At 73.3% G+C, this 20,011-nt stretch carries 21 protein-coding genes; 12 read left to right on the top strand and 9 right to left on the bottom strand.

The features are described from left to right. Window positions 1-516, top strand: a 516-nt coding sequence (locus MNY62_RS22815) for an anti-sigma factor (protein ID WP_242346644.1), incomplete at its 5' end; no start/stop codon positions are given. A 54-nt stretch (window positions 517-570) separates the two neighbouring features. On the opposite strand, the gene MNY62_RS22810 is transcribed toward MNY62_RS22815, so the two are convergent. The 4 genes from MNY62_RS22810 to aceE form a co-directional block, all read right to left on the bottom strand. Continuing rightward, window positions 571-2,535, bottom strand: coding sequence for a S41 family peptidase (locus MNY62_RS22810; RefSeq protein WP_242346643.1), 1,965 nt, complete (start codon window positions 2,533-2,535; stop codon window positions 571-573). 381 nt (window positions 2,536-2,916) lie between these two features. After that, window positions 2,917-3,471, bottom strand: coding sequence for a hypothetical protein (locus tag MNY62_RS22805; RefSeq protein ID WP_242346642.1), 555 nt, complete (start codon window positions 3,469-3,471; stop codon window positions 2,917-2,919). Window positions 3,472-3,552: 81 nt separating this feature from the next. Next, window positions 3,553-5,265, bottom strand: coding sequence for a dihydrolipoyllysine-residue acetyltransferase (gene aceF / locus MNY62_RS22800; protein WP_242346641.1), 1,713 nt, complete (start codon window positions 5,263-5,265; stop codon window positions 3,553-3,555). A gap of 23 nt (window positions 5,266-5,288) precedes the next feature. Then, window positions 5,289-7,955: a pyruvate dehydrogenase (acetyl-transferring), homodimeric type gene (aceE, locus tag MNY62_RS22795; RefSeq protein WP_242346640.1), complete on the bottom strand. Its 2,667-nt coding sequence runs from the start codon at window positions 7,953-7,955 to the stop codon at window positions 5,289-5,291. Between the two features lie 234 nt (window positions 7,956-8,189). On the opposite strand from aceE, the gene MNY62_RS22790 reads away from it, so the two are divergent. The 4 genes from MNY62_RS22790 to MNY62_RS22775 all read left to right on the top strand — a co-directional run bounded on the left by MNY62_RS22790 (window position 8,190) and on the right by MNY62_RS22775 (window position 11,357). Beyond that, entirely contained in the window at window positions 8,190-9,173 is a 984-nt protein-coding gene (locus tag MNY62_RS22790) for a zinc-dependent alcohol dehydrogenase family protein (protein WP_242346639.1), read from the top strand. A 167-nt stretch (window positions 9,174-9,340) separates the two neighbouring features. Then, window positions 9,341-9,718 (top strand): antitoxin Xre/MbcA/ParS toxin-binding domain-containing protein, encoded by a 378-nt coding sequence (locus tag MNY62_RS22785; RefSeq protein ID WP_242346638.1) that lies wholly within the window; start codon window positions 9,341-9,343, stop codon window positions 9,716-9,718. After that, window positions 9,678-10,448, top strand: coding sequence for an RES family NAD+ phosphorylase (locus MNY62_RS22780; protein ID WP_242346637.1), 771 nt, complete (start codon window positions 9,678-9,680; stop codon window positions 10,446-10,448). Before MNY62_RS22785 ends, MNY62_RS22780 begins: the two co-directional genes overlap by 41 nt. A gap of 63 nt (window positions 10,449-10,511) precedes the next feature. Next, complete coding sequence (locus MNY62_RS22775) at window positions 10,512-11,357, top strand: EcsC family protein (RefSeq protein WP_242346636.1); 846 nt, start codon at window positions 10,512-10,514, stop codon at window positions 11,355-11,357. 24 nt (window positions 11,358-11,381) lie between these two features. Here the strand turns inward: MNY62_RS22775 and MNY62_RS22770 are convergent, their stop codons facing one another. From MNY62_RS22770 to MNY62_RS22755, 4 genes are read right to left on the bottom strand one after another with little or no spacing between them, the layout of a single operon-like run. Continuing rightward, entirely contained in the window at window positions 11,382-11,615 is a 234-nt protein-coding gene (locus MNY62_RS22770) for a thioredoxin family protein (RefSeq protein WP_242346635.1), read from the bottom strand. A 12-nt stretch (window positions 11,616-11,627) separates the two neighbouring features. Further along, complete coding sequence (locus MNY62_RS22765; protein WP_242346634.1) at window positions 11,628-12,731, bottom strand: permease; 1,104 nt, start codon at window positions 12,729-12,731, stop codon at window positions 11,628-11,630. Window positions 12,732-12,742: 11 nt separating this feature from the next. Further along, complete coding sequence (locus tag MNY62_RS22760; RefSeq protein WP_242346633.1) at window positions 12,743-13,444, bottom strand: cytochrome c biogenesis CcdA family protein; 702 nt, start codon at window positions 13,442-13,444, stop codon at window positions 12,743-12,745. Window positions 13,445-13,454: 10 nt separating this feature from the next. After that, on the bottom strand, window positions 13,455-13,874 hold the full coding sequence (locus MNY62_RS22755; RefSeq protein WP_242346632.1) for a thioredoxin family protein: 420 nt from the start codon (window positions 13,872-13,874) through the stop codon (window positions 13,455-13,457). Window positions 13,875-14,055: 181 nt separating this feature from the next. Here MNY62_RS22755 and MNY62_RS22750 point away from each other — a divergent pair, with 181 nt between their 5' ends. The 7 genes from MNY62_RS22750 (at window position 14,056) to MNY62_RS22720 (ending at window position 18,870) form a co-directional block, all read left to right on the top strand. Continuing rightward, the gene (locus MNY62_RS22750) at window positions 14,056-14,739 is read left to right on the top strand and encodes a Crp/Fnr family transcriptional regulator (RefSeq protein WP_242346631.1); all 684 of its coding nucleotides are present in this window, start codon (window positions 14,056-14,058) and stop codon (window positions 14,737-14,739) included. Window positions 14,740-14,850: 111 nt separating this feature from the next. After that, on the top strand, window positions 14,851-15,459 hold the full coding sequence (locus MNY62_RS22745) for an FmdE family protein (protein WP_242346630.1): 609 nt from the start codon (window positions 14,851-14,853) through the stop codon (window positions 15,457-15,459). 16 nt (window positions 15,460-15,475) lie between these two features. Then, a complete protein-coding gene (locus tag MNY62_RS22740; RefSeq protein WP_242346629.1) occupies window positions 15,476-16,222 on the top strand; it encodes a sulfite exporter TauE/SafE family protein in 747 nt (248 codons plus the stop codon). Continuing rightward, window positions 16,219-16,866, top strand: a complete 648-nt coding sequence (locus MNY62_RS22735; RefSeq protein WP_242346628.1) for a hypothetical protein — start codon at window positions 16,219-16,221, stop codon at window positions 16,864-16,866. The genes MNY62_RS22740 and MNY62_RS22735 overlap by 4 nt, the downstream gene beginning before the upstream one ends. Window positions 16,867-16,918: 52 nt before the next feature. Then, on the top strand, window positions 16,919-17,272 hold the full coding sequence (locus tag MNY62_RS22730) for an ArsR/SmtB family transcription factor (RefSeq protein ID WP_242346627.1): 354 nt from the start codon (window positions 16,919-16,921) through the stop codon (window positions 17,270-17,272). Between the two features lie 3 nt (window positions 17,273-17,275). Further along, the gene (arsB, locus tag MNY62_RS22725) at window positions 17,276-18,421 is read left to right on the top strand and encodes an ACR3 family arsenite efflux transporter (protein ID WP_242346626.1); all 1,146 of its coding nucleotides are present in this window, start codon (window positions 17,276-17,278) and stop codon (window positions 18,419-18,421) included. After that, entirely contained in the window at window positions 18,418-18,870 is a 453-nt protein-coding gene (locus MNY62_RS22720) for an arsenate reductase ArsC (RefSeq protein ID WP_242346625.1), read from the top strand. The genes arsB and MNY62_RS22720 overlap by 4 nt, the downstream gene beginning before the upstream one ends. 9 nt (window positions 18,871-18,879) lie before the next feature. On the opposite strand, the gene MNY62_RS22715 is transcribed toward MNY62_RS22720, so the two are convergent. After that, window positions 18,880-20,011, bottom strand: a 1,132-nt coding sequence (locus MNY62_RS22715) for a ligand-binding sensor domain-containing protein (protein WP_279426803.1), incomplete at its 5' end; no start/stop codon positions are given.

The following is a 20,011-nucleotide window of genomic DNA, read 5'->3' as shown; positions in this document are numbered from 1 at the left end:
CGGCGGCTCGCCGTCGTCGCCGCCGCCGCCCTCGCGGCGAGCGGCGCCGGCCTCTACGCCGCGCGCGCCCGCCCCCTCCGCCTCGAGGGCGCGCTCGCCGCCGACCTCGAGCGGCTCCACCTCCGCTCCTTCTCGCGCGCCGAGCCCTGCGAGTTCCAGTCCGACGACCCGGCGCGCGTGGCGGGCTGGCTCGAGTCGGCGCTCGGGTACCGCGTCGACGTGCCGTCGATGCCGGGCGCGACGCTCCTCGGCGCGCGCCGCTGCAACGTCGCCGGGGAGCCGGCGGCGCACCTGCTCTACCGCGTGGGGGACCACGCGCTCACCGTGATCGTCCCGGCCGCGGGCTCGGGCGCGGCGAAGGCGACGGCCCGCTTCGCCTCGAACGGCCCGCGCTGCACGGAGGGCCCGCTCGGCGAGGGGATCTGCGTCGTCCCCGAGGCGGCGCAGACGGCGGTCGCGGTCTCCGACGTCGCGCCTCCCGCGCTGCTGTCGCTCCTCGATCCGCGCCGCCGCTGAGGCCGGCGCAGCTCGAGCGCCGGCGAGCGGAGCGGGCCCGCCGGCGCCTCGTGATCAGAACCCCGCGATCCCCTCGCGCACCGCGCGCCCCTCGAAGAGGACGCCCTCGACCTGCTCGAGCCAGCCGCGGTTGTGGCCGGTGATGTCGGCGACCGTGGTCGCGTACGGCACGTCCGGCTGCACGGGTCGGTTCTCGAACGCGAGCGCCGCGAAGAACTCCTCGGCCGAGCGCTCCGCGTGCGCGGCGAGCGGCGCGCCGGGCTCGAGCGGCTGCACGCCCATCGCGGCGTTGGGGATGGAGAGCGAGAGGAGCCCGTCGGGATCCGTCCAGCGCGCGCCGAGGTTCTTCGCCTCCTGCTGGCTGCCGCCGGCGCCTTCCGTCGGGCCGCCGACGAGCACGGCGCGGCGCGAGGCGCGCAGCATCCCGGCGAGCCGATCGCAGGCGCTCATGCAGCTCGGGCTCGTGAGCACCACCACCCGGCCCTCGTAGCCGCCCACCGCGTCGCTCGCGCGCACCGGCCCCTCGAGGAACGCGGGCGTGTAGTCGCGCCGCTCGCGCTGCGCGAGCCCGATCGCCTCGACGATCTTGCGCGGCTCGAAGGCGTCGTCCGCGGCGCGGGCGGGCGCGGCGCTCGGGGGGGGCATCCGCTGCTGGTAGACGAGCTGGTTCTGCGTGGTCGCTCGCAGGACGAGCGCGCCCCCGGGGTAGGCCTCCCCCGGCTCGGACAGCATCGCGGCCACCGTACTCGAGTGGGCGATGTAGCCCCCCATGTTCTGGCGCAGGTCCACGACGAGATCGAGCCCCTTGTCCTTGCACTCGCCCACGAAGCCCTCGAGCACCGCGCCGAACGGGCGCGGCTCCTCCCCCGCCGCGTGCAGGGTCTCGGTGAGGAACGACAGGATCTGCACGTAGCAGAAGGCGCGATCGCGGCGGCGCACGACCTCGCCCACCCGCACCGCGACCTGATCGCCCTCGTCGAGCTCGTCGGTGAGCCCGGCGGCGTCGCGCGGCGGCAGGATGGTGTCCGTGCGCAGGTAGCCCAGCGCCGCGTTCGGATCCCGGTCCCAGGTGTCCTTCCCCTGGTCGTAGCGCCAGGCGAGGAGATCGGTCGTGACGATCCCCGTCCGGCGGACGTAGCCCCTCGACATCACGTGCCCGGCCGCGTCGGGGGAGATCCACCAGGGCAGCTCGACGACGCGCCGGGCCCCCTTCACCGACACGGCCACCGACGCGGTGCGCCGCTGCGGGTAGTCGAAGTCGCGACGCGTGACCGCGTCGACGGCGCGCTCGAGCCGGGCGCCGCGCGAGCTCGCCGGCACGTAGCGGGCGAGCTCGTCCACGACCTCCGCCGCCGGCCGGCCGTCGATCTCCAGCACCTCGTTGCCGACCGCGAGGATCTGCTCGATGCCGCGCAGCCCCGAGACCTTCGCGAGGTAGCTCACGAGCTTCTTCTCGCGGTTCGCGATGACGATCTTGCCGCCCTCGGCGAGCCGCAGGCCGAACCCGAGCGCCACCTGGGGCAGCCGCACCGGCGCGCCGAAGAGCAGGTGCCCGTCCTCGAACGCCGCCGTGCAGCGGCGCATCCGGTCGTAGAACCGGAGCGGATCCTCCTCCTTCGCGATCGTCCGCTCCTCCGCGACGCACGCGTCGAGGTGCGCGCGCGAGTCGAACGACGCCGCGCCGCCGCGGGCGAGGAGGCGCCCCTTCACCGGGAAGAACACGTACCGCTTCTCCATCGCATCGCGGAGATCGCAGGCGAGCTTCACGCGCTGCCGCGGCGAGCAGAGCGGCGCGCCGGCGCAGCCGTCCTCCTCCGGGAGCGACGCGATCCCGTCGCACGGGTCGGAGGGGACGATCGGGGCGGTCGTGACCTCACCGCCGGCGGTGGCGGCCCGGGCCGGCGCGGGAAGGCCGACCGCGCTCGGAGGCGGGGCGACGGCCGACGCCGAGGCGGGGGCGGAGGCGATCGCCGGCGCGGCGGCGGCAACGAGCAGCGTGAGCAGGGTGGCAGACGTCATCGGTGGTCGGATGTGCGAGCGAGCCCCATGCGCCTCGGCGGCACTCGGGTGACTCCACCAACACCCCTCTGCTGACGGGCATGCCCGCTCGCGCGTGGAGGGTGGGTGCGACTGTGCGTCGAGCTGCGCGCATGTCGCGCGATGTACGAAGGCGGGGCGCGGAGGGCGCGGGCGCGCGCGGGGCGGCCGAGGCGCCCGCGGCCCGTCTGTTGCCGCTGGCCGGAGCAGCCGCAGCTTTCAGCCTCGCGCGGCGGCAGAACGGCGGTGAAGGACCTCGCGGCGGGCGGCGATGCCCCCGCCGATACGGGTCATGCGCTCGGTCGTCTTCCGGCGTCACCGTCGCCGCGCAGCGCCCTCCGCACGGTGCGGACGGCGATCACCTCACACGGGAGGGTGGATGAAGCTCAGGAATGGGATGTTCCTGGCCGGCGCGCTGGCGGCGCTCGGCCTCGGCACCGCGAGCGCCCAGGGCGGCGCGACCGGCTCGAGCACGACCGGCGACAGCGGCAAGAGCGGCAGCAGCTCCGGCAGCGCGTACGGCACGGGCTCGGGAAGCTCGAGCGACACGAGCGGCATGGGGACCGGCAGCGCCGGCTCGAGCAGCCGCCAGTCCGGCGTCTCGGGCAGCAGCGGGTCGAGCGACACGTCGGCCAAGAGCGCGACGACGACCCACAAGAAGAGGACGAAGAAGAAGCACCACACCGGCAGCTCGGCGACCGGCAGCACGGGCGCCACGACCGAGGGGACCGGCTCCGGCGCGAGCCCGAGCACGGGCTCCGGGCCGTCGACGACCGGGTCGGGCTCGCGAGCGACGCACGCTCCCGCGGGCAGCAGCGACGGCTCCAGCGCCGGCGGCGGCACGGGTTCCAGCGGAGGGGCCTCCGGCGGCAAGTAGTCCGCCGGCCGCTCCGACCATGAGCGGGGCGGTCCGGACATCCCGGCCGCCCCGCTCGCGCTCGAAGGTCTACGTCAGGTGAAGCGGCGCGCGCCGCCCGGGCGGGGCGCCGGTGCGGGACGTCACAGCATCGCCCGCCGCATGTCGGCGAGGAGCGCCGCGAGGTAGCTCGTGAAGCGCGCCGCGGCCGCGCCGTCCACGACGCGGTGATCGTACGACAGCGAGAGCGGCAGCATCAGCCGCGGCGCGAACTGCGCGCCGTCCCACACCGGCCGGGTCACGCTGCGCGAGACGCCCAGGATGGCGACCTCCGGCGCGTTGATGATCGGCGTGAACGCCGTCCCGCCGATGCCCCCGAGGCTGGAGATGGAGAAGGTCCCGCCCTGCATCTCGGCGAGCTGGAGCTTCCCGTCGCGCGCCTTCTGCGCGAGCTCCGCGAGCTCGCGCGCGAGCTCGAGCACGCCCTTCCGGTCCGCGTCCTTCACCACCGGCACGACGAGCCCGCCCGGCGTGTCCGCCGCGAAGCCGATGTGGAAGTACTGCTTCAGCACGAGCGCGTCGCCGTCGAGCGACGCGTTGAAGTCCGGGAACCTGCGCAGCGCCGCGACGCACGCCTTCACGAGGAAGGCGAGCAGCGTCACCTTGACCCCCTCCTTCGCGTGCTCCGCGTTGAGCGCGACGCGGAACTTCTCGAGCTCGGTGATGTCCGCCTCGTCGTGCTGCGTGACGTGCGGGATCATCACCCAGTTCCGGGCGAGGTTCTTCCGCGAGATCTTCTTGATGCGCGAGAGGGGTCGCGTCTCCACCGGGCCGTACTTCGCGAAGTCGACCTTGGGCCAGGGCGCCACGTCGAGGCCGATGCCCGGAGCGCCGGTCGCCGCAGCGCTCATGACCTCCTTCACGTAGCGCTGCACGTCCTCGTGCAGGATCCGTCCGCGCGGCCCCGAGGGCTCCACGCGCGCGAGGTCCACGCCGAGCTCGCGCGCGAGCTTGCGCACGGACGGCGAGCCGTGAGGCACGGCGACGCGGCCCTCCTCTTCGACCGCCGGCGCGGGCCGGCCCGCAGGCGCCGGGGCCGGGGCCGGCGGACCGGCCGCCGGGGCGCGTGGCGCGGGCGCCGCGGCGGGGGCTATGGGAGCAGGCTCCTCCCGCGCGGGCTCGCGCGCCGCGACCGGAGCGGGCGCGCCGGCGGTCTCGAGCACGAGCACGAGGCTCCCCTCGCTCACCCGATCGCCCGCCTTCACCTCGAGCTCGCGGACGGTCCCCGCCGCCGGCGCGGGCACGTCCATCGTGGCCTTCTCCGACTCGAGGGTGACGAGCGGATCGTCTTGCTCGACGGTGTCGCCCGCCTTCACGAGCACCTCGATCACCGGCACGTCCTTGAAATCGCCGATGGCGGGTACCTTCACCTCGAGTCGCACGCCGCCCGACGGCGCGGCCACGGGCGCGGGGCGCTTCGGGGGTCGCTCGGCGGCCGGCGCCGTCGCGGCCGCCGCCCCGTCGCGCTTCCCGGCGGACGCGGGCGAAGGCGCCTGCTTCGCAGCCGCCGGAGCCTGGGGCGCGGCCTTCGCGGCGGCCGGCTTCGCCGCCCCGGCCTCCCCCGCGTCGAGCGTGACCACGACGCTCCCCTCGCTCACGCGATCGCCGACCTTCACGCGCAGGGCCTTGATCGTGCCCGCCGCGGGCGACGGCACGTCCATCGTCGCCTTCTCCGACTCGAGCGTGACGAGCGCGTCGTCCTTGCTCACCGCGTCGCCCGGCTTCACGAGGACGTCGATGACCGGCACGTCCTTGAAGTCGCCGAGGGCGGGGACCTTCACCTCGATGGTGCTCATGGGTCGTTCGCTCTCCGGGGCGCCTACACCGTCCACGGCGCCGGCTTCGCGGGATCGATGCCGTACTTGCGGATGGCCTCCGAGACCTTCGCGGCCGGGAGCTTCCCCTCGTCCGCGAGCGACTTCAGGGCGGCGACCGCGACGTGGTGACGGTCCACCTCGAAGAAGCGGCGGAGCCGCTCGCGGGTGTCGGAGCGACCGAACCCGTCCGTGCCGAGCACGAGGTAGCGCCGCCCCACGTAGGGCCGGATCTGCTCGGCGAAGGTGCGCACGTAGTCCGTCGCCGCGACCACCGGGCCCGCGGTCTCGCCGAGGCAGCGCTCGACGTGCGACTTCTTCGCCGGCGCGTCGGGGTGGAGGAGGTTCTCGCGCGCGACCGCCATGCCGTCCCGGGCGAGCTCGGTGAAGCTCGGGCAGGCCCACAGATCGGCGTCGACGCCCCAGTGGCTCTTCAGGAGGTCGGCGGCCGCGATCACCTCGCGGAAGATCGAGCCCGACCCGAGCAGCTGGACGCGCGGCGCCTTCTTGTCGCCCGCCGCCCCGCGCTTGAAGAGGTACATGCCGCGGATGATGTCCTCGGCAGCGCCCTCGGGCATGGCGGGGTGCACGTAGTTCTCGTTGAGGACCGTCAGGTAGTAGTAGACGTCCTCCTGCTCCTGCACCATGCGTCGCAGCCCGTCCTGCACGATGACGGCGACCTCGTAGGAGAAGGTCGGATCGTAGGAGCGGCAGTTCGGGATCACCGACGAGAACACGTGCGAGTGGCCGTCCTCGTGCTGGAGCCCCTCGCCGTTCAGGGTGGTGCGACCCGAGGTGCCGCCGACGAGGAAGCCGCGGCAGCGCATGTCGCCCGCCGCCCACGCGAAGTCGCCGACGCGCTGGAAGCCGAACATCGAGTAGAAGAGGTAGAACGGGATCATCGACCGGCCGTGCGTCGAGTACGCCGACGCCGCCGCCATCCAGTCCGCCATCCCGCCCGCCTCGGTGATGCCCTCCTGCAGCACCTGGCCCTTCTTGTCCTCGCGGTAGAAGGCGAGCTGCTCGGAGTCCTCCGGCGTGTAGAGCTGGCCGACGTGGCTCCAGATGCCGAGCTGCCGGTACATGCCCTCCATCCCGAAGGTGCGCCCCTCGTCCGGCACGATGGGCACGACGCGCGCGCCGATCTTCTTGTCGCGCGCGAGCATGCTCATCAGCTGCACGAGCGCCATGGTGGTGGAGATCTCGCGGTCCTCGGTGCTCTTGAGGAGCCGGTCGAACGTGGCGAGCGGCGGGACCTCGAGCGACTCCGGCGCGCGGCGCCGCCGGCGCGGGCGATCGCCCCCGAGCTCGGCGCGGCGCGCCTTCATGTACTCGAGCTCCTTCGAGCCCTCCTCGAACCTGAGGAACGGCACCTCCTCGAGCTCGTCGTCGGGGACGGGGAGGTCGAAGCGGTCGCGGAAGCGGCGGATCGCGTCCACCGCGATCTTCTTCTGCTGGTGGGCGATGTTCATCGCCTCGCCCGCCTCGCCCATGCCGTAGCCCTTGATGGTCTTCGCGAGGATGATCGTCGGCTGGCCCTCGTGCTTCACCGCCGCCTCGTAGGCCGCGTAGACCTTGAACGGATCGTGGCCGCCGCGGTTGAGGCGCCAGACGTCGTCGTCGGAGAGCTCGGAGACGAGGTCCTTGAGCTCCGGGGTGTTGAAGAAGTGCTCGCGCACGTAGGCGCCGCTGCGGGACTTGTAGAGCTGGTACTCGCCGTCCACGACCTCCATCATCCGGCGGCGCAGGGCGCCGTTCTTGTCCCTGGCGAGCAGCGGGTCCCAGTGCCGGCCCCAGATCACCTTGATGACGTTCCAGCCGGCGCCCCGGAACGTGCTCTCGAGCTCCTGGATGATCTTGCCGTTGCCGCGCACCGGCCCGTCGAGCCGCTGCAGGTTGCAGTTCACGACGAAGATGAGGTTGTCGAGCTTCTCCCGCCCGGCGAGCCCGATGGCGCCCATCGCCTCCGGCTCGTCCATCTCGCCGTCGCCGGTGAAGGCCCACACCTTGCGCCCCTCGGTGTCCACCACGCCGCGGTCGTGCAGGTACTTCATGAACCGGGCCTGGTAGATGGCCATGAGCGGGCCGAGCCCCATCGACACGGTGGGGAACTGCCAGAACTCGGGCATCAGCCAGGGGTGCGGGTAGGACGAGATGCCCTTCCCCTCGACCTCCTGGCGGAAGTTCGTGAGCTGCTCCTCGCTGAGAAGGCCGAGCAGGAACGCCCGCGCGTAGATGCCGGGCGAGGAGTGGCCCTGCAGGAACACGAGGTCGCCGCCGCGCTCCTCGGACCAGGAGCGCCAGAAGTGGTTGTAGCCGACGTCGTAGAGGGTCGCGGCGGAGGCGAAGCTCGCGATGTGGCCGCCGACGTTGGTGTGCTTGTTCGCGCGCACCACCATCGCCATCGCGTTCCAGCGGATGTAGTGGCGGATCCGCTGCTCCAGGGCGAAGTCGCCCGGGAAGCGCGGCTGCTTCTCGACGGGGATCGTGTTGATGTAGGCGGTGTTGGCGGAGAACGGCACGTACGCACCGGCCCGGCGCGCCCGGTCGATGAGGTGCTCGATGAGGAAGTGCGCGCGCTCCGTCCCTTCGCGCTCGAGGACGCCCTCCAGGGCGTCGAGCCACTCGCGCGTCTCCTGCGGGTCCAAGTCGGGGCTGGCAAGCGGGTCCATTCGGGGCGCCTCACGGTCTTTGCGATGTGGCTCTGAGCTCGGGTGGAACTCCTAATGAGATGCGCCTGCCGATCAATGCCTGCCGGCGACGATCCGCACGTCGGGTGCGCGTCCCGGCTCGCTGCACCGAGCCAACGGTGCGATCCGGGCGGGGGTCCGGCCGTCCGCCCTTCGGGTGGGAGCGGACCGCAGAGCCTCGACCCGCGTCCGCCGGAAGGCGGTACGCTCTCCGGCATGCGCGCGATGGTCGTCGAGCATCCGGGCCGGCCGCTCGCCGCCCGCGACCTCCCCGTCCCCGAGCCCGGGCCGGACGAGATCCTGGTGCGCGTCCTCGCCTGCGGCGTCTGCCGGACCGACCTGCACGTCGCGGACGGCGATCTCGCCCTCCCCGGACGACCGATCGTGCCGGGGCACGAGATCGTCGGCGAGGTCGTCCGGGCGGGTGCGGCGGTGGCGCGCTTCGCGCCGGGCGATCTCGCCGGCGTGGCGTGGCTCGGGTGGGCGTGCGGCGCGTGCCGGTTCTGCGGGGCCGGCCGCGAGAACCTGTGCGAGCGAGCGCGCTTCACCGGCTGGCAGCGGGACGGCGGCTACGCCGAGTACGCCGTCGCCGACGCGCGCTTCGCGTTTCCGCTCGCGCCCGGAACCGATCCGGTCGCGACCGCGCCGCTCCTCTGCGCCGGCCTCATCGGGCACCGCGCCTGGCGCATGGCGGGGGAGGCGCGGCGGCTCGGGATCTACGGCTTCGGCGCGGCCGGCCACATCCTCGCGCAGGTGGCGCGCCACGCCGGGCAGGAGGTCCTCGCGTTCACGCGGCCCGGCGACGACGGCGCGCAGCGGCTCGCGCTCGACCTCGGGGCGGCCTGGGCGGGCGGGTCGGACGCGCCCCCGCCCGCTCCCCTCGACGCCGCCGTGATCTTCGCGCCCGTGGGGGCGCTCGTCCCCGCTGCGCTCGCCGCCGTGGCGCCGGGCGGGACGGTCGTCTGCGCCGGCATCCACATGAGCGACATCCCGTCGTTCCCGTACGCGCTCCTGTGGGGGGAGCGCGTCCTGCGCTCCGTCGCGAACCTCACCCGCGCGGACGGCGAGGCGTTCCTCGCGCTCGCGCCGCAGGTGCCGGTGCGCTGCGAGGTGACGCCGTTCCCGCTCGCCGCGGCCAACGAGGCGCTCGATCGGCTGCGGGCTGGGCGGATCGAGGGCGCGGCGGTGCTCGTGCCCTGATCGATCCGACGGAGGCTGCGCCCCGGCCCCGCCGACGCTGGCCTCCGGCGGGACCGGCGCGGCGGCGACCCATCCGGCCGGCGCGGCACGGCATCTTGCAAATGAAAGATGCTGCCATTAGTCTTCCAGATGAAACAGGCTGTCCCCGCGCCCACCCGGAGGTCCCGATGCGCGCATCCGCCCACAACGCGAGGGCGCCCGACCCCGGCGCCGTCCTGACCAAGGCGACGCTCCGCGCGGCCGAGCTCCTCGAGCTCACCGACGCGCAGCTCGCGCGGATCATCGGCGTCAGCGGCGCCTCCGTCTCGCGGCTCCGCGCGTCCGCCCGGGCGATCGACCCCGGCGCCAAGGAGGGCGAGCTCGCGCTCACTTTCCTGCGCATGTACCGCAGCCTCAATGCTTTACTGGGAGACGCAGCGAGCTGCCGCGCGTGGTTCCACGCCGAGAACGATCATCTCGGCGGCACTCCCGCACTCCTCGTGCGGAGCGTCGAGGGGCTGGTGAATGTCACGCAGTATCTGGACGCGATGCGGGGGAAGGTCTAACGCCCGGGAGCTCGGGGGCCGGCCCTGGCGCGTCGCCGAGAGCCAGCGGATCATCTCGACGCGGCCCCTCGTCGATTCTGACGCCGAGCACGCGCTGCTCGAGCGGATGATCGACGCCCACAAGCCGCCGCTGCCGCCGGACCCCGCGTTCGCGAGGCTGCACTACCTCCTCTACTCTCCCTTCAGGTATCCGCCGCTCCGGTACGGCTCGCGCTTCGGGGGCCGCCACGAGCCGAGCCTCTGGTACGGCTCCGAGGAGCTCCGCACCGCGCTCGCCGAGACGGCGTACTACCGGATCGTCTTCTTCGAGGGCACGAAGGCGAAGCTCGCGCCCCACGCGATGCCCTTCTCGGCGTTCCAGGTCGAGGTCGCGACGCGGGCGGGGGTGGACCTGTCGTCGCCCGCCTTCAAGGCCTCCCTCCGCAAGATCTGCTCGCCCACCGACTACACGGCGAGTCAGCGGCTCGGGACCGAGATGCGGGCGGACGGCATCGAGGCGGTCCGCTACTCCTCGGCGCGCGACCCTCGCCGCGGCCTGAACGTGGCGCTCTTCTCGCCGGCCGCCTTCGCGGCGCCGGCGCCGCTCGCGACCCCGGAGACCTGGTACTGCACGGTCACCGCCGCGCACGACGTCGAGTTCCGGCACGAGCGCGCCCTCACGATCGACACCGAGGCGTTCCCGCGCAGCACGTTTCTCGTGGCCGGCGTGCTGCCGGCGCCCGCGGCCTGAACGGCCAGGGGCCAGGCCGACCGGGGCGCGGCGCGGGCGCGCTCCGCGCGGTAGGCTTCGCGGATGCCAGCCTTCGACCGAGCCGACGCCCTCGCCCTCGAGCAGGCGAAGCACGTCCTCGAGACCCCGGATCTCGCCATCAAGCTCGCGAGCCGCGTCGGCCGGCCGATCGAGCGGCTCGTCGAGAAGCTGCCGGCCCGAACGCGCGACCTCGTAGGCAGCGCGACGCGCAGCGCGCTCGAGAAGGGGCTCGAGCTCGCCGTGCGAACCCTCGACTTCCGCGAGGCGACGGGGGCCGGCGGCTCGCCTCCGCTCGCCGTGCGCGGACCGGCCGGCGCCGTCTCCGACCTCGCGCACCGCGCGGCCGTCATCGCCTCCGGGGCGCTCGGCGGGGCGCTCGGCGCCGCGACCCTCCCCATCGAGCTGCCCTTCTCGACGACGCTCATGCTCCGCTCGATCGCGGATCACGCGCGCGCGCAGGGGGAGGACCTCTCGGAGCTGCGGGTGCGGCTCGAGTGCCTCGGCGTCTTCGCGATGGGCGGCCGGGCCGCCACGGACGACGCCGCCGAGGCAGGCTACTTCGCGGTGCGCGTGGCGCTCTCGCAGGCGGTCGCGCGCGCCGCCGAGCAGCTCGGCGCCCGCGCGATCGGAGACCTCGCCGCCGAGCGCAGCGCGCCGGCCGTCGCGCGCCTCGTCGGGCTCATCGCCCAGAAGTTCGGGACGCAGGTCGCCGAGAAGGCGGTCGCCCAGCTCGTCCCCATCGTGGGCGCGCTCGCCGGCGCCGGCATCAACTCGGTGTTCATCCAGCACTACCAGAAGACCGCGTGGGGACACTTCACCGTGAGGCGGCTCGAGCGGAGCTACGGGGCCGACGACGTGAGGCGAGCGTACGAGGCGATCCCGGGCTGAGGACCTCGTCGCGCGGCCCTCGCCTCAGGACCGCAGGAGGTCCATCACCGCGTCGGCGGTGAGGACCTTTCCGGCGGCGCGGATCTTCCCGTCCACCAGGAGCGCGGGCGTGGTCATCACCCCGAGCCTCATGATCTCGCGGAGGTCCTCCACCTTCTCGACCGCCACCGCGAGCCCGAGCGCCTGGACGGCCTTCTCGGTGTTGGCGGTGAGCACCTTGCACCTGGCGCAGCCGGTACCGAGCACCTGGATCTTCATGTCGTCACCTCATCAGAGGACCGCGTTGAAGAGCCAGCCGACGAGCAGGATCCCGAGCGCGACGATCCCGACGAAGGCGGCGATGAGCGGCGGCCGGAGCACCTTCCGGAGGATCACGATCTCCGGGAGCGAGAGGCCGATCACCGACATCATGAAGGCGAGCACGGTCCCGAGCGCGGCGCCCTTCCCGAGCAGCGCCTCCACCACCGGGATGACGCCCGCCGCGTTCGAGTACATCGGGACGCCGATCGCGACCGCCGCCGGGACGGACCACCAGGCCGACTTCCCCATGAAGCCGGCGAGCAGTCCCTCCGGGACGTACCCGTGGACTCCTGCGCCCACCGCGATCCCGGCGAGCACCCACGGCCACACCTTGCCGACCACGTCCCGGACCGCCTCGGCCCCCTTCTCGATCCGGCCCTGCAACCCGAGCCGCTCGCGCGCGTGGGACGCGCTCCCCTTCATCGACGCGTAGACCCACGGCTCGACGAAGCGCTCGAGCTTCATCCTGCCCAGCACGAAGCCCGAGGCGATGGCGATCGCGAGCCCCGTCACGAGGTACAGCGCGGCGACCTTCCACCCGAAGAGCCCGAAGAGGAGGACCAGCGCGACCTCGTTCACCATGGGCGCGGCGACGAGGAAGGACAGCGTGACACCCAGCGGGATGCCGACCTCGACGAACCCGAGGAAGAGCGGGACGGCGGAGCAGGAGCAGAACGGCGTCACGACGCCCAAGAGCGCGGCGAGCACGTTCCCCACCGACTCGCGCTTGCCGGCGAGCACGGCGCGGGTCCGCTCGGCGGTGAAGAACGAGCGCACCATCCCCACGGCGAAGACGATGAGAACGAGGAGCAGCAGCACCTTCGGGGCGTCGTAGAGGAAGAACGCCACGCTCTGGCCCAGGTGCGAGGCCGGGGCGAGGCCGAGCGCCCGGAACGCCAGGAGCTCGGAGAGCGGGCGGATCGCCGCGTACGCGAGGGACCAGCCGACGAGGGCGAGCGCGAGCGCGAGGAGCGTCCGCCCGGTGCGGGATGGCGCGACCGCGGTCCGCTGAGCAGCGGCGCCCGAGCAGCAGGGCGGCGCTTCGGGCGTCGAGTCGAGCACGGGCGTCTTCATTCGTCCCTCCGTCATGGCGCCGTGTAGAGGAACCAGAGGCCCCCCGCGATGACGGCGACGCCGGCGACGCCACGCAGCAGGGTGGCGGCACGCGCTCCAGCCCTCCACGCAAGCCACCGCTGCACGCTCTGGGCGGAGGTCCCTGCCGCCGCGATGGCCATCGCGTGGCCGAGCCCGTACAGCGCCACGAGGAGCGCTCCGTAGACGGCGCTCCGAGCGCCGGTCCGGAACGCGAGGGCGAGGAGCGGCGCCATGAACGCGAACGTGCACGGCCCGAGCGCGGCCCCGAAGGCGAGGCCGAGGACGAACGCGCCCGCCGCTCCCCTGCGTCCGGAGGCGGACCGCCCGGCGGAGAAGGACGGCAGCGGAAGGATGCCGAGGAGGTTCAGCCCGAACGCGAGGAAGACCGCCACGAGCGCGTAGCTCCCGGCTCGCCCGACATCACCCGCGATCCGCCCCGCGGCGGCGGTCGCCAGCCCGACGAAGGCGATGCTCCCGAGGACGCCCGACGCGAAGCTGGTGGCGAGGGCCAGAGCACGCCGCCTCTCCGGAAGCTCCTCGCCGCCGCTCATGTACGCCACCACGAGCGGGATGCTCGAGAGATGGCACGGGCTCAGGACCACCGACAGCACGCCCCACAGGAAGGCAGCCGGCAGCGCCAGCGCTGCCGATGCGGCGAAGGCCCGACCGAAGGCGCCGAGGAGCTCGCCCACGATCTCCTCCTCAGAGGGAGACCCCGGCGGCGCGCCACTGCGCCAGGATCTCCTCCTTCGACATGAACCCCACGTGCCGAGCGAGCTCGCGCCCGTCCGCGGAGAAGAAGATCTGGGTGGGGATCATGTCGATGCCGAAGGGCTTCGCGGCGTCCGGGTCCTTCCACACGTCGATGAACTGGACCTCGAGGCGCCCGGCGTACTCGGCTCGGAGCTCCTCGAGGAGGGGCGCCATCGCCTTGCAGGGGATGCACCTCCCGGCGCCGAGGTCCACGAGCCGCGGCACGCGAACGATCTCCGCGCTCACCGCGACGCCGGCACGGCGCCCGTCCTCGGCCGCGCCGTCCTTGCGATCGCGGCGCGCGGCCACGACGGCGACCGCAGCTGCGAGCAGGACGATGACGGCGACCACCTGGCCTAAACGCTTCATCCGGATCTCCTTCGTGCGCGGCGGGAGTATCGTGGATCCGCCGCGCCCTGTCATCGTGGCTTGACGATGACTCCTCCGCCGCCCGCCACCCTCCGCTCTCGCCCCGGCGCACTCATTGACTGCACTCAATCCGTGCCGGTTCTCGCGGCGCGGGCTTCGCCCATGCCTCCGGAGGTTGCTCGTGAAGGATGAGACGGTGAAGGAGGGGCGCGACGATCTGGCGCACCGGGCGCGAGAGCTCCTCGCCCCGTTCTCTCACCACAGGACCTTCCAGCCGGGCGACCTCGTCTTCCGCGAAGGCGACGACGCCGGGATGCTCGTCGCCATCGAGTCCGGCCGCGTGAAGATCCATCGGGTCCTGGCGAACGGGAAAGCGGTCACGCTCTACCTCTTCGGCCCGGGTGACGTCTTCGGCTTCATGCCGTTCCTCGACGGGCGGCCCTATCCCGCGAGCGCTCAGGCGCTCGAGACCGTCACGGCCCTGGTGATGCCCCGCTCCGCGCTGGTCGGCGCCTTCGAGCGCGACCCGAAGGTGGCGCTCGCGCTCGTCCAGCTCCTCGCGACGCGGCTGCGCGAGGCCTTCGATCGGATCGAGCGGTCGTCGGTCCCGGAGGCGCTTCCGCGCGTGGCCTCGGCGCTGGCGTCACTCCTGCCCGACGAGGCCTCCGGAGGGCTCGCGGTGATCGATCTCCCGGTCCGTTCGGGCGAGCTCGCCGCCGCGATCGGCGTGGCGCCCGAGAGCTTCTCGCGCGCGGTCACGAAGCTGGTCGCGTCCGGCGTGCTGCACAGGCTCGGGCCGCGGCGCCTGCAGGTCCTCGACCCGGACCGGCTCCGTGCGGCGGCCGCGGGCGCGCGGACGCCCTGAACGCCCCGGCCACGAATCGGACGCGCGTTGCCTCCAGTCAACGGACGCTCGTCCCGAGGCTCCTACGGTCGCCCCGCAGCGCCGCTTCCGGCGCCTGCCTCAGGAGAGGCCATGATCGAATCCAGGGAGTTCCTCGAGGCCGGACTGCTGCTCCACGGCCATAAGTGCCCCGCCATGCCGCTCGGCCTCCGCGCCGGCGCCGCCGCGATGAACGCGCTCGCGGTCGCGCGCGCCAAGGACAAGGACCTCCTGGCCATCGTGGAGCTCGGCGACCACCACTGCGCGCACTGCTTCGCCGACGGCGTCCAGATGATCACCGGCTGCACTTTCGGGAAGGGCAACATCCGCAAGGTCTCCTACGGCAAGTTCGGCCTCACGCTCGTCGATCGCGCGACCGGCCGTGCCGTGCGCGTGGTCCCGCGCGCCGACGCGCAGGCGAAGATGAAGCAGACCCCGTTCTTCCAGGAGTACCGGTCGAAGGGCGTCCCCGCGTCTCGTGTCCCGGCGGCGGTCGTGGAGCCGCTCATCGACCAGGTGATGAGCGCGCCGCAGGACCAGATCCTCACGGTGGGCGCGGAGTTCAGGGAGGACGTGGAGAAGAACCCGGAGACCTTCTCCGTCCGCGCGTGCCAGGGCTGCGGCGAGCTGGTCGTGGAGAAGTACCTGCGCGTCGCGGGCGACCGGCTCGTTTGCATCCCCTGCCAGGAGAAGTCTCTCTGACCGGCGCGAGGCTCCCGTGATCCTGCTCCTCGCCGGCGCGGTGACCTTCGCCTTCACGGCGGTCCTCACGATCGCGGGGGTCGGGGCCGCGTTCATCCTCATCCCAGTCTTCATCGCGCTCGGGATCGAGGTCCACGCAGCGATGGCCACGGCGCTCCTGCTGAACGCCGTCGCGCTCGCCGTCGCCACGGTGCGGAACGCGCGCCGAGGCTTCGTCGACTACCGCACCGGTTTGCCGATCCTCGTCGTCGCGGCGGCGCTCGCGCCGCTCGGCGCCTGGGCCAGCCAGGGACTCGAGCGGCGCACGCTCCTCGGCCTCTTCTGCCTGTTCCTCGTCTTCGCGGCGGCGATGATGCTCCGTCCGTCGCCGCGCGCGCGTGATGGCAACCCGTCCGCGATGCGAGCCGCGGCCTTCGGCTCCGGGGTGGGCGCGGTCGCGGGATTCGTCGGAGGGCTCCTCGGCGTGGGGGGCGGCAACATCATCGCTCCCGCGCTCGTCGCCGCGGGCGTCGAGCCGCGGCGCGCCTCGGCGACGACGTCCTTCGCGGTGATCTTCTCGTCGCTCGCCGGATTCCTCGGCCACGCCACGCTCTCCGGGCTGGATGGACGGGTGGTCGCGATCACTGCGGGAGGCTCGGCCGGCGGCGCGCTGGTCGGCTCGTATCTCATGACGGACAAGCTGAAGGGGCCTCAGGTGAGGACGCTTCTCGGCGTCGTCCTCCTCGCGGTCGCGGCCAAGCTCGGCTGGGGCCTGCTCCCGTGAGATCGCCGATCTGGACGCTGGTCCTCGCCGCGCTGCTCCAGCCCGGCGCCGCGCGCGCGCAGCAGGAGGTGCGGCTGTTCCTGGACGCCCAGGCGTCGCCGTGGGCTGCTGCAGGGGATCCTGCTCCATCGGCTCCGGGCTTCTTCGGGAGGAGCGAGTCTCGGTTCCGCCGCGGAGGGCTCGTGTACGAGAAGCTCTCCGCGGGGGCGCGCTCGCGGGTGCTCGAGTGGCTCTCGCTGGCCGCCTACTACGCGCGAGACGAGAACGTCTACGGGGACAAGGCCCGCCGCCGCGGAGACCTGCTCGTCGGCGATCTCGTGCTCCAGGAAGCGCTCGGCCCCGTTCGCCTCCTCAACCGGGAGGGGAACGAGTGGCACGTGACCGACCGCTACTTCGAGTATCGGAACCTCACCGAGTTCCTCTGGCGGACCCCTGCGCAGAGGGTGGCGCTCTTCGCGTACGACGAGTTTCGGATCGACTCCGACGACGTGCGCGTCACGTTCAACGACCTCGGCGGTGGCGTCGAGGTCTCCTCCGACACGCTCGTGCTTCGGGTCTTCTACGACCAGGAGGCGAGCCGGCGGCTCGCGCCGGAATGGCAGCGCGTGCGCTCTCTCGCCGTGTCTTTCGCGGTCCGGCGCTGACCTGGCCGGCCGGCCTTGCGCCGCGGGAGCGTTCATCGTAGATGAACGATTCATGTCTCCTCAGCTCAAGAAGGGCCCGACCTGCGCTCCGGCCCCGGAGCCGAAGCTGGGACCCGACCTCCGGCCGGTCGAGGGCGACGAGGCCGACGAGGAGCTGTCCCTCCTCGCGAAGGCCGTCGGCCACCCGGCGCGGGTCCAGATCCTCCGCCTGCTGGTCCGCCGCGAGGCGTGCGTCTGCGGCGACATCGTCGACGAGCTCCCCCTCGCGCAGTCCACCGTCTCGCAGCACCTCAAGGTGCTCAAGGAGGCGGGCCTCGTCCGCGGGGAGATCGACGGTCCGCGCGTCTGCTACTGCATCGAGCCCCGCACCCTGCGCCGGCTCAAGTCCCTCGTCGGGAGCCTCTAGCCCATGTCCGAAGCCACCCTCGTCGCCCCGGCCCGCGAAGGCGTGACCCGCGGCCTCTCGTTCCTCGACCGCTACCTGACGCTCTGGATCTTCCTCGCCATGGGCGCGGGCGTGGCGCTCGGCTTCCTCGTGCCGGGCGTCGTCCCGATGCTCGAGCGGATGTCGGTCGGGACGACCTCGATCCCGATCGCGGTGGGCCTCATCCTGATGATGTACCCGCCCCTCGCGAAGGTCCGCTACGAGGAGCTGCCGCGCGTCTTCCGGAACGGGAAGGTGCTCGGGCTCTCCCTCGTCCAGAACTGGATCGTGGGACCGCTGCTCATGTTCGCGCTGGCGGTGATCTTCCTGCGCGACCGCCCCGAGTACATGGTCGGCCTCATCCTCATCGGCCTCGCGCGCTGCATCGCGATGGTGATCGTCTGGAACGACCTCGCGAAGGGTGACACCGAGTACTGCGCCGGCCTCGTGGCGTTCAACTCGCTCTTCCAGGTGCTGTTCTTCTCGGTCTACGCGTGGGTCTTCATCACGGTCCTGCCGCGGTGGCTGGGGCTCGCCGGCGCCGAGGTCCACATCACCATCGGCGAGATCGCCCGGAGCGTCTTCGTCTACCTGGGCATCCCCTTCCTCGCGGGGATGGCGAGCCGCTTCGGGCTCCGCGCCTGGAAGGGCGAGGAGTGGTACCGCCGGGTCTTCATCCCGCGCGTCTCGCCGCTCACGCTCGTCGCGCTCCTCTTCACCATCGTCGTGATGTTCTCGCTCAAGGGCGAGACCATCGTGCAGGTGCCGCTCGACGTGGTGCGGATCGCGATCCCGCTCCTCGTCTACTTCGTCGTCATGTTCTTCGTCTCGTTCTTCATGAGCCGGAGGGTGGGGGCGACCTACGGCCAGACCGCGACGCTGTCCTTCACGGCGGCGTCGAACAACTTCGAGCTCGCCATCGCGGTGGCGGTCGCGACCTTCGGGATGGCGCACGGCGCGGCGTTCGCGGCGGTGATCGGGCCGCTCGTCGAGGTGCCGGTGCTCATCGGCCTCGTCACGGTCGCCCTCAGGCTCCGCGACCGCTTCTTCCCGGGCGAGACCGCGGAGCTCGCGGGCGTGAAGAACTGCGCGGGCAGCTTCCCCGCCCCGCGGGAGAAGGCGAGCCCGTGACCGCTCCGGCCTGGCAGCGGGAGGCGGAGGAGCTCCGGAGGCGCGCGCCCCGACACGTGCTGTTCCTCTGCGTCGCGAACTCCGCCCGCAGCCAGATGGCGGAGGGGATCGCCCGGTCGCTCGCGCCCCCCGGCGTCACGGTCTCGTCCGCCGGCTCGCGGCCTTCGCGCGTGAACCCCCTCGCCATCCGCGCGCTCGCCGAGATCGGCCTCGATCTCCGCGGCCAGCGCTCGAAGGGCGTGGACGAGATCCCCCCCGACGGCGTCGACGCCGTCGTCACCCTCTGCGCCGAGGAGGTCTGCCCGGTGTTCCTGGGAAAGGCGCACCGCGTCCACTGGGGCCTGCCCGATCCCGCCGGCGCCGGGGAGACGGAGGAGGAGCAGCTCCAGGCGTTCCGCGAGGTCCGCGACGAGCTCCGTCGCCGTCTCGCCGTCGTGTTCGGGGGGTAGCCTCGCTCCTCAAGACCCCGGGCGCGCGCACGCGATCCTCAGCACCTCGCCGTCCGCGGTCCCGGCCAGGATCACCTCGCCCGGCCCGGTCCCCACCGCGGACACCGCCAGCTTCTCGAGGCCGCGCGGCCTCCCCGCGCCGAGCCCGGCCTCCGAAGACCGCGCGAAGACGAGCCCGCCGCCCTGCGTCCCGACCACCACGCCGTCACCGGCGACCGCGGCGGCGTTCGGGTTCACCTCGTTCGCGCGCGCGTCGGCGAGCCTGAGCGCCGCGACGCCGCCGTCCCGCGCGAGCCGCACCAGCCCGCCGTCGTCGGTGCCGGCGAGCGCGCCCTCGCCGAGCGGCGCGAGCGCGGTGACCACGTTCGTCGCGGCACCCGGCGCGCCGAACACGAGCGGGTGCCAGGTGGCGGTCCGCGAGAGGAGCGGCGCGTCGAGGCTCGCGAGGGGCAGCGCGTAGGCGCCCGACGCCGTCCCGATCCAGAGATCGGTCGCGGTCGCGGCGAGCGCCGTCGCGCGGATCGGCTCGCCGTCCGGGCCGGTCACCGCCATCGGCTCCGCGCCGCGGTCCGCGGAGATCCGGAACACCCCGCGCGCAGTCCCGGCGTAGAGGCGCGCCCCGGCGCGGGCGAGGGTCGTGACGCCGTCCCCGCGCAGGAGCACGAACGCCTCCCGCGCCGCGTCGAGCGCCACGAGGCCGCCCTGCGTCGCGGCCCACACGAGCCCGTCGTGCTCCGCGAGCGCGTTCACGAACCGCTCGCGCCCCTCGAGCCCCAGGACCGCCTCCGCCGCGCCGTCCGGCCCGAGCCACACGACGCCGTCGTCGAAGGTGCCGACGACGGTCGCTCCGTCGGCCGCGGAGAGCACCGCGGTGACGCGGCGGCCGAGCCGCGCGAGCGGCTCGCTCGCGCAGGGCGGCAGCTCGGCGAGCGCCGCGGGCGGCTCGGGCGCGAGCGACGGGTCGCTCACCGTGGGAAGGGCGAGGTGGCGGAGCCGGGCGCGGTCGCTCCAGGCGAGCGTACCCGCGGCGGCCCCGACCAGCGCCAGGCCCGAGACGGCCACCACGAGGAGGAGCCGGCCGCCGCCGAGCCGAGCGCCTCGGCGCGGCGCGGGCGGCGCGAGGGCCGGGACGCGGGCGGGC

The organism is Anaeromyxobacter terrae (genome assembly GCF_022690685.1).
GTDB classification, from domain to species: Bacteria; Myxococcota; Myxococcia; order Myxococcales; family Anaeromyxobacteraceae; genus Anaeromyxobacter; species Anaeromyxobacter terrae.
This window is presented reverse-complemented; position numbering and strand designations above follow the sequence as displayed.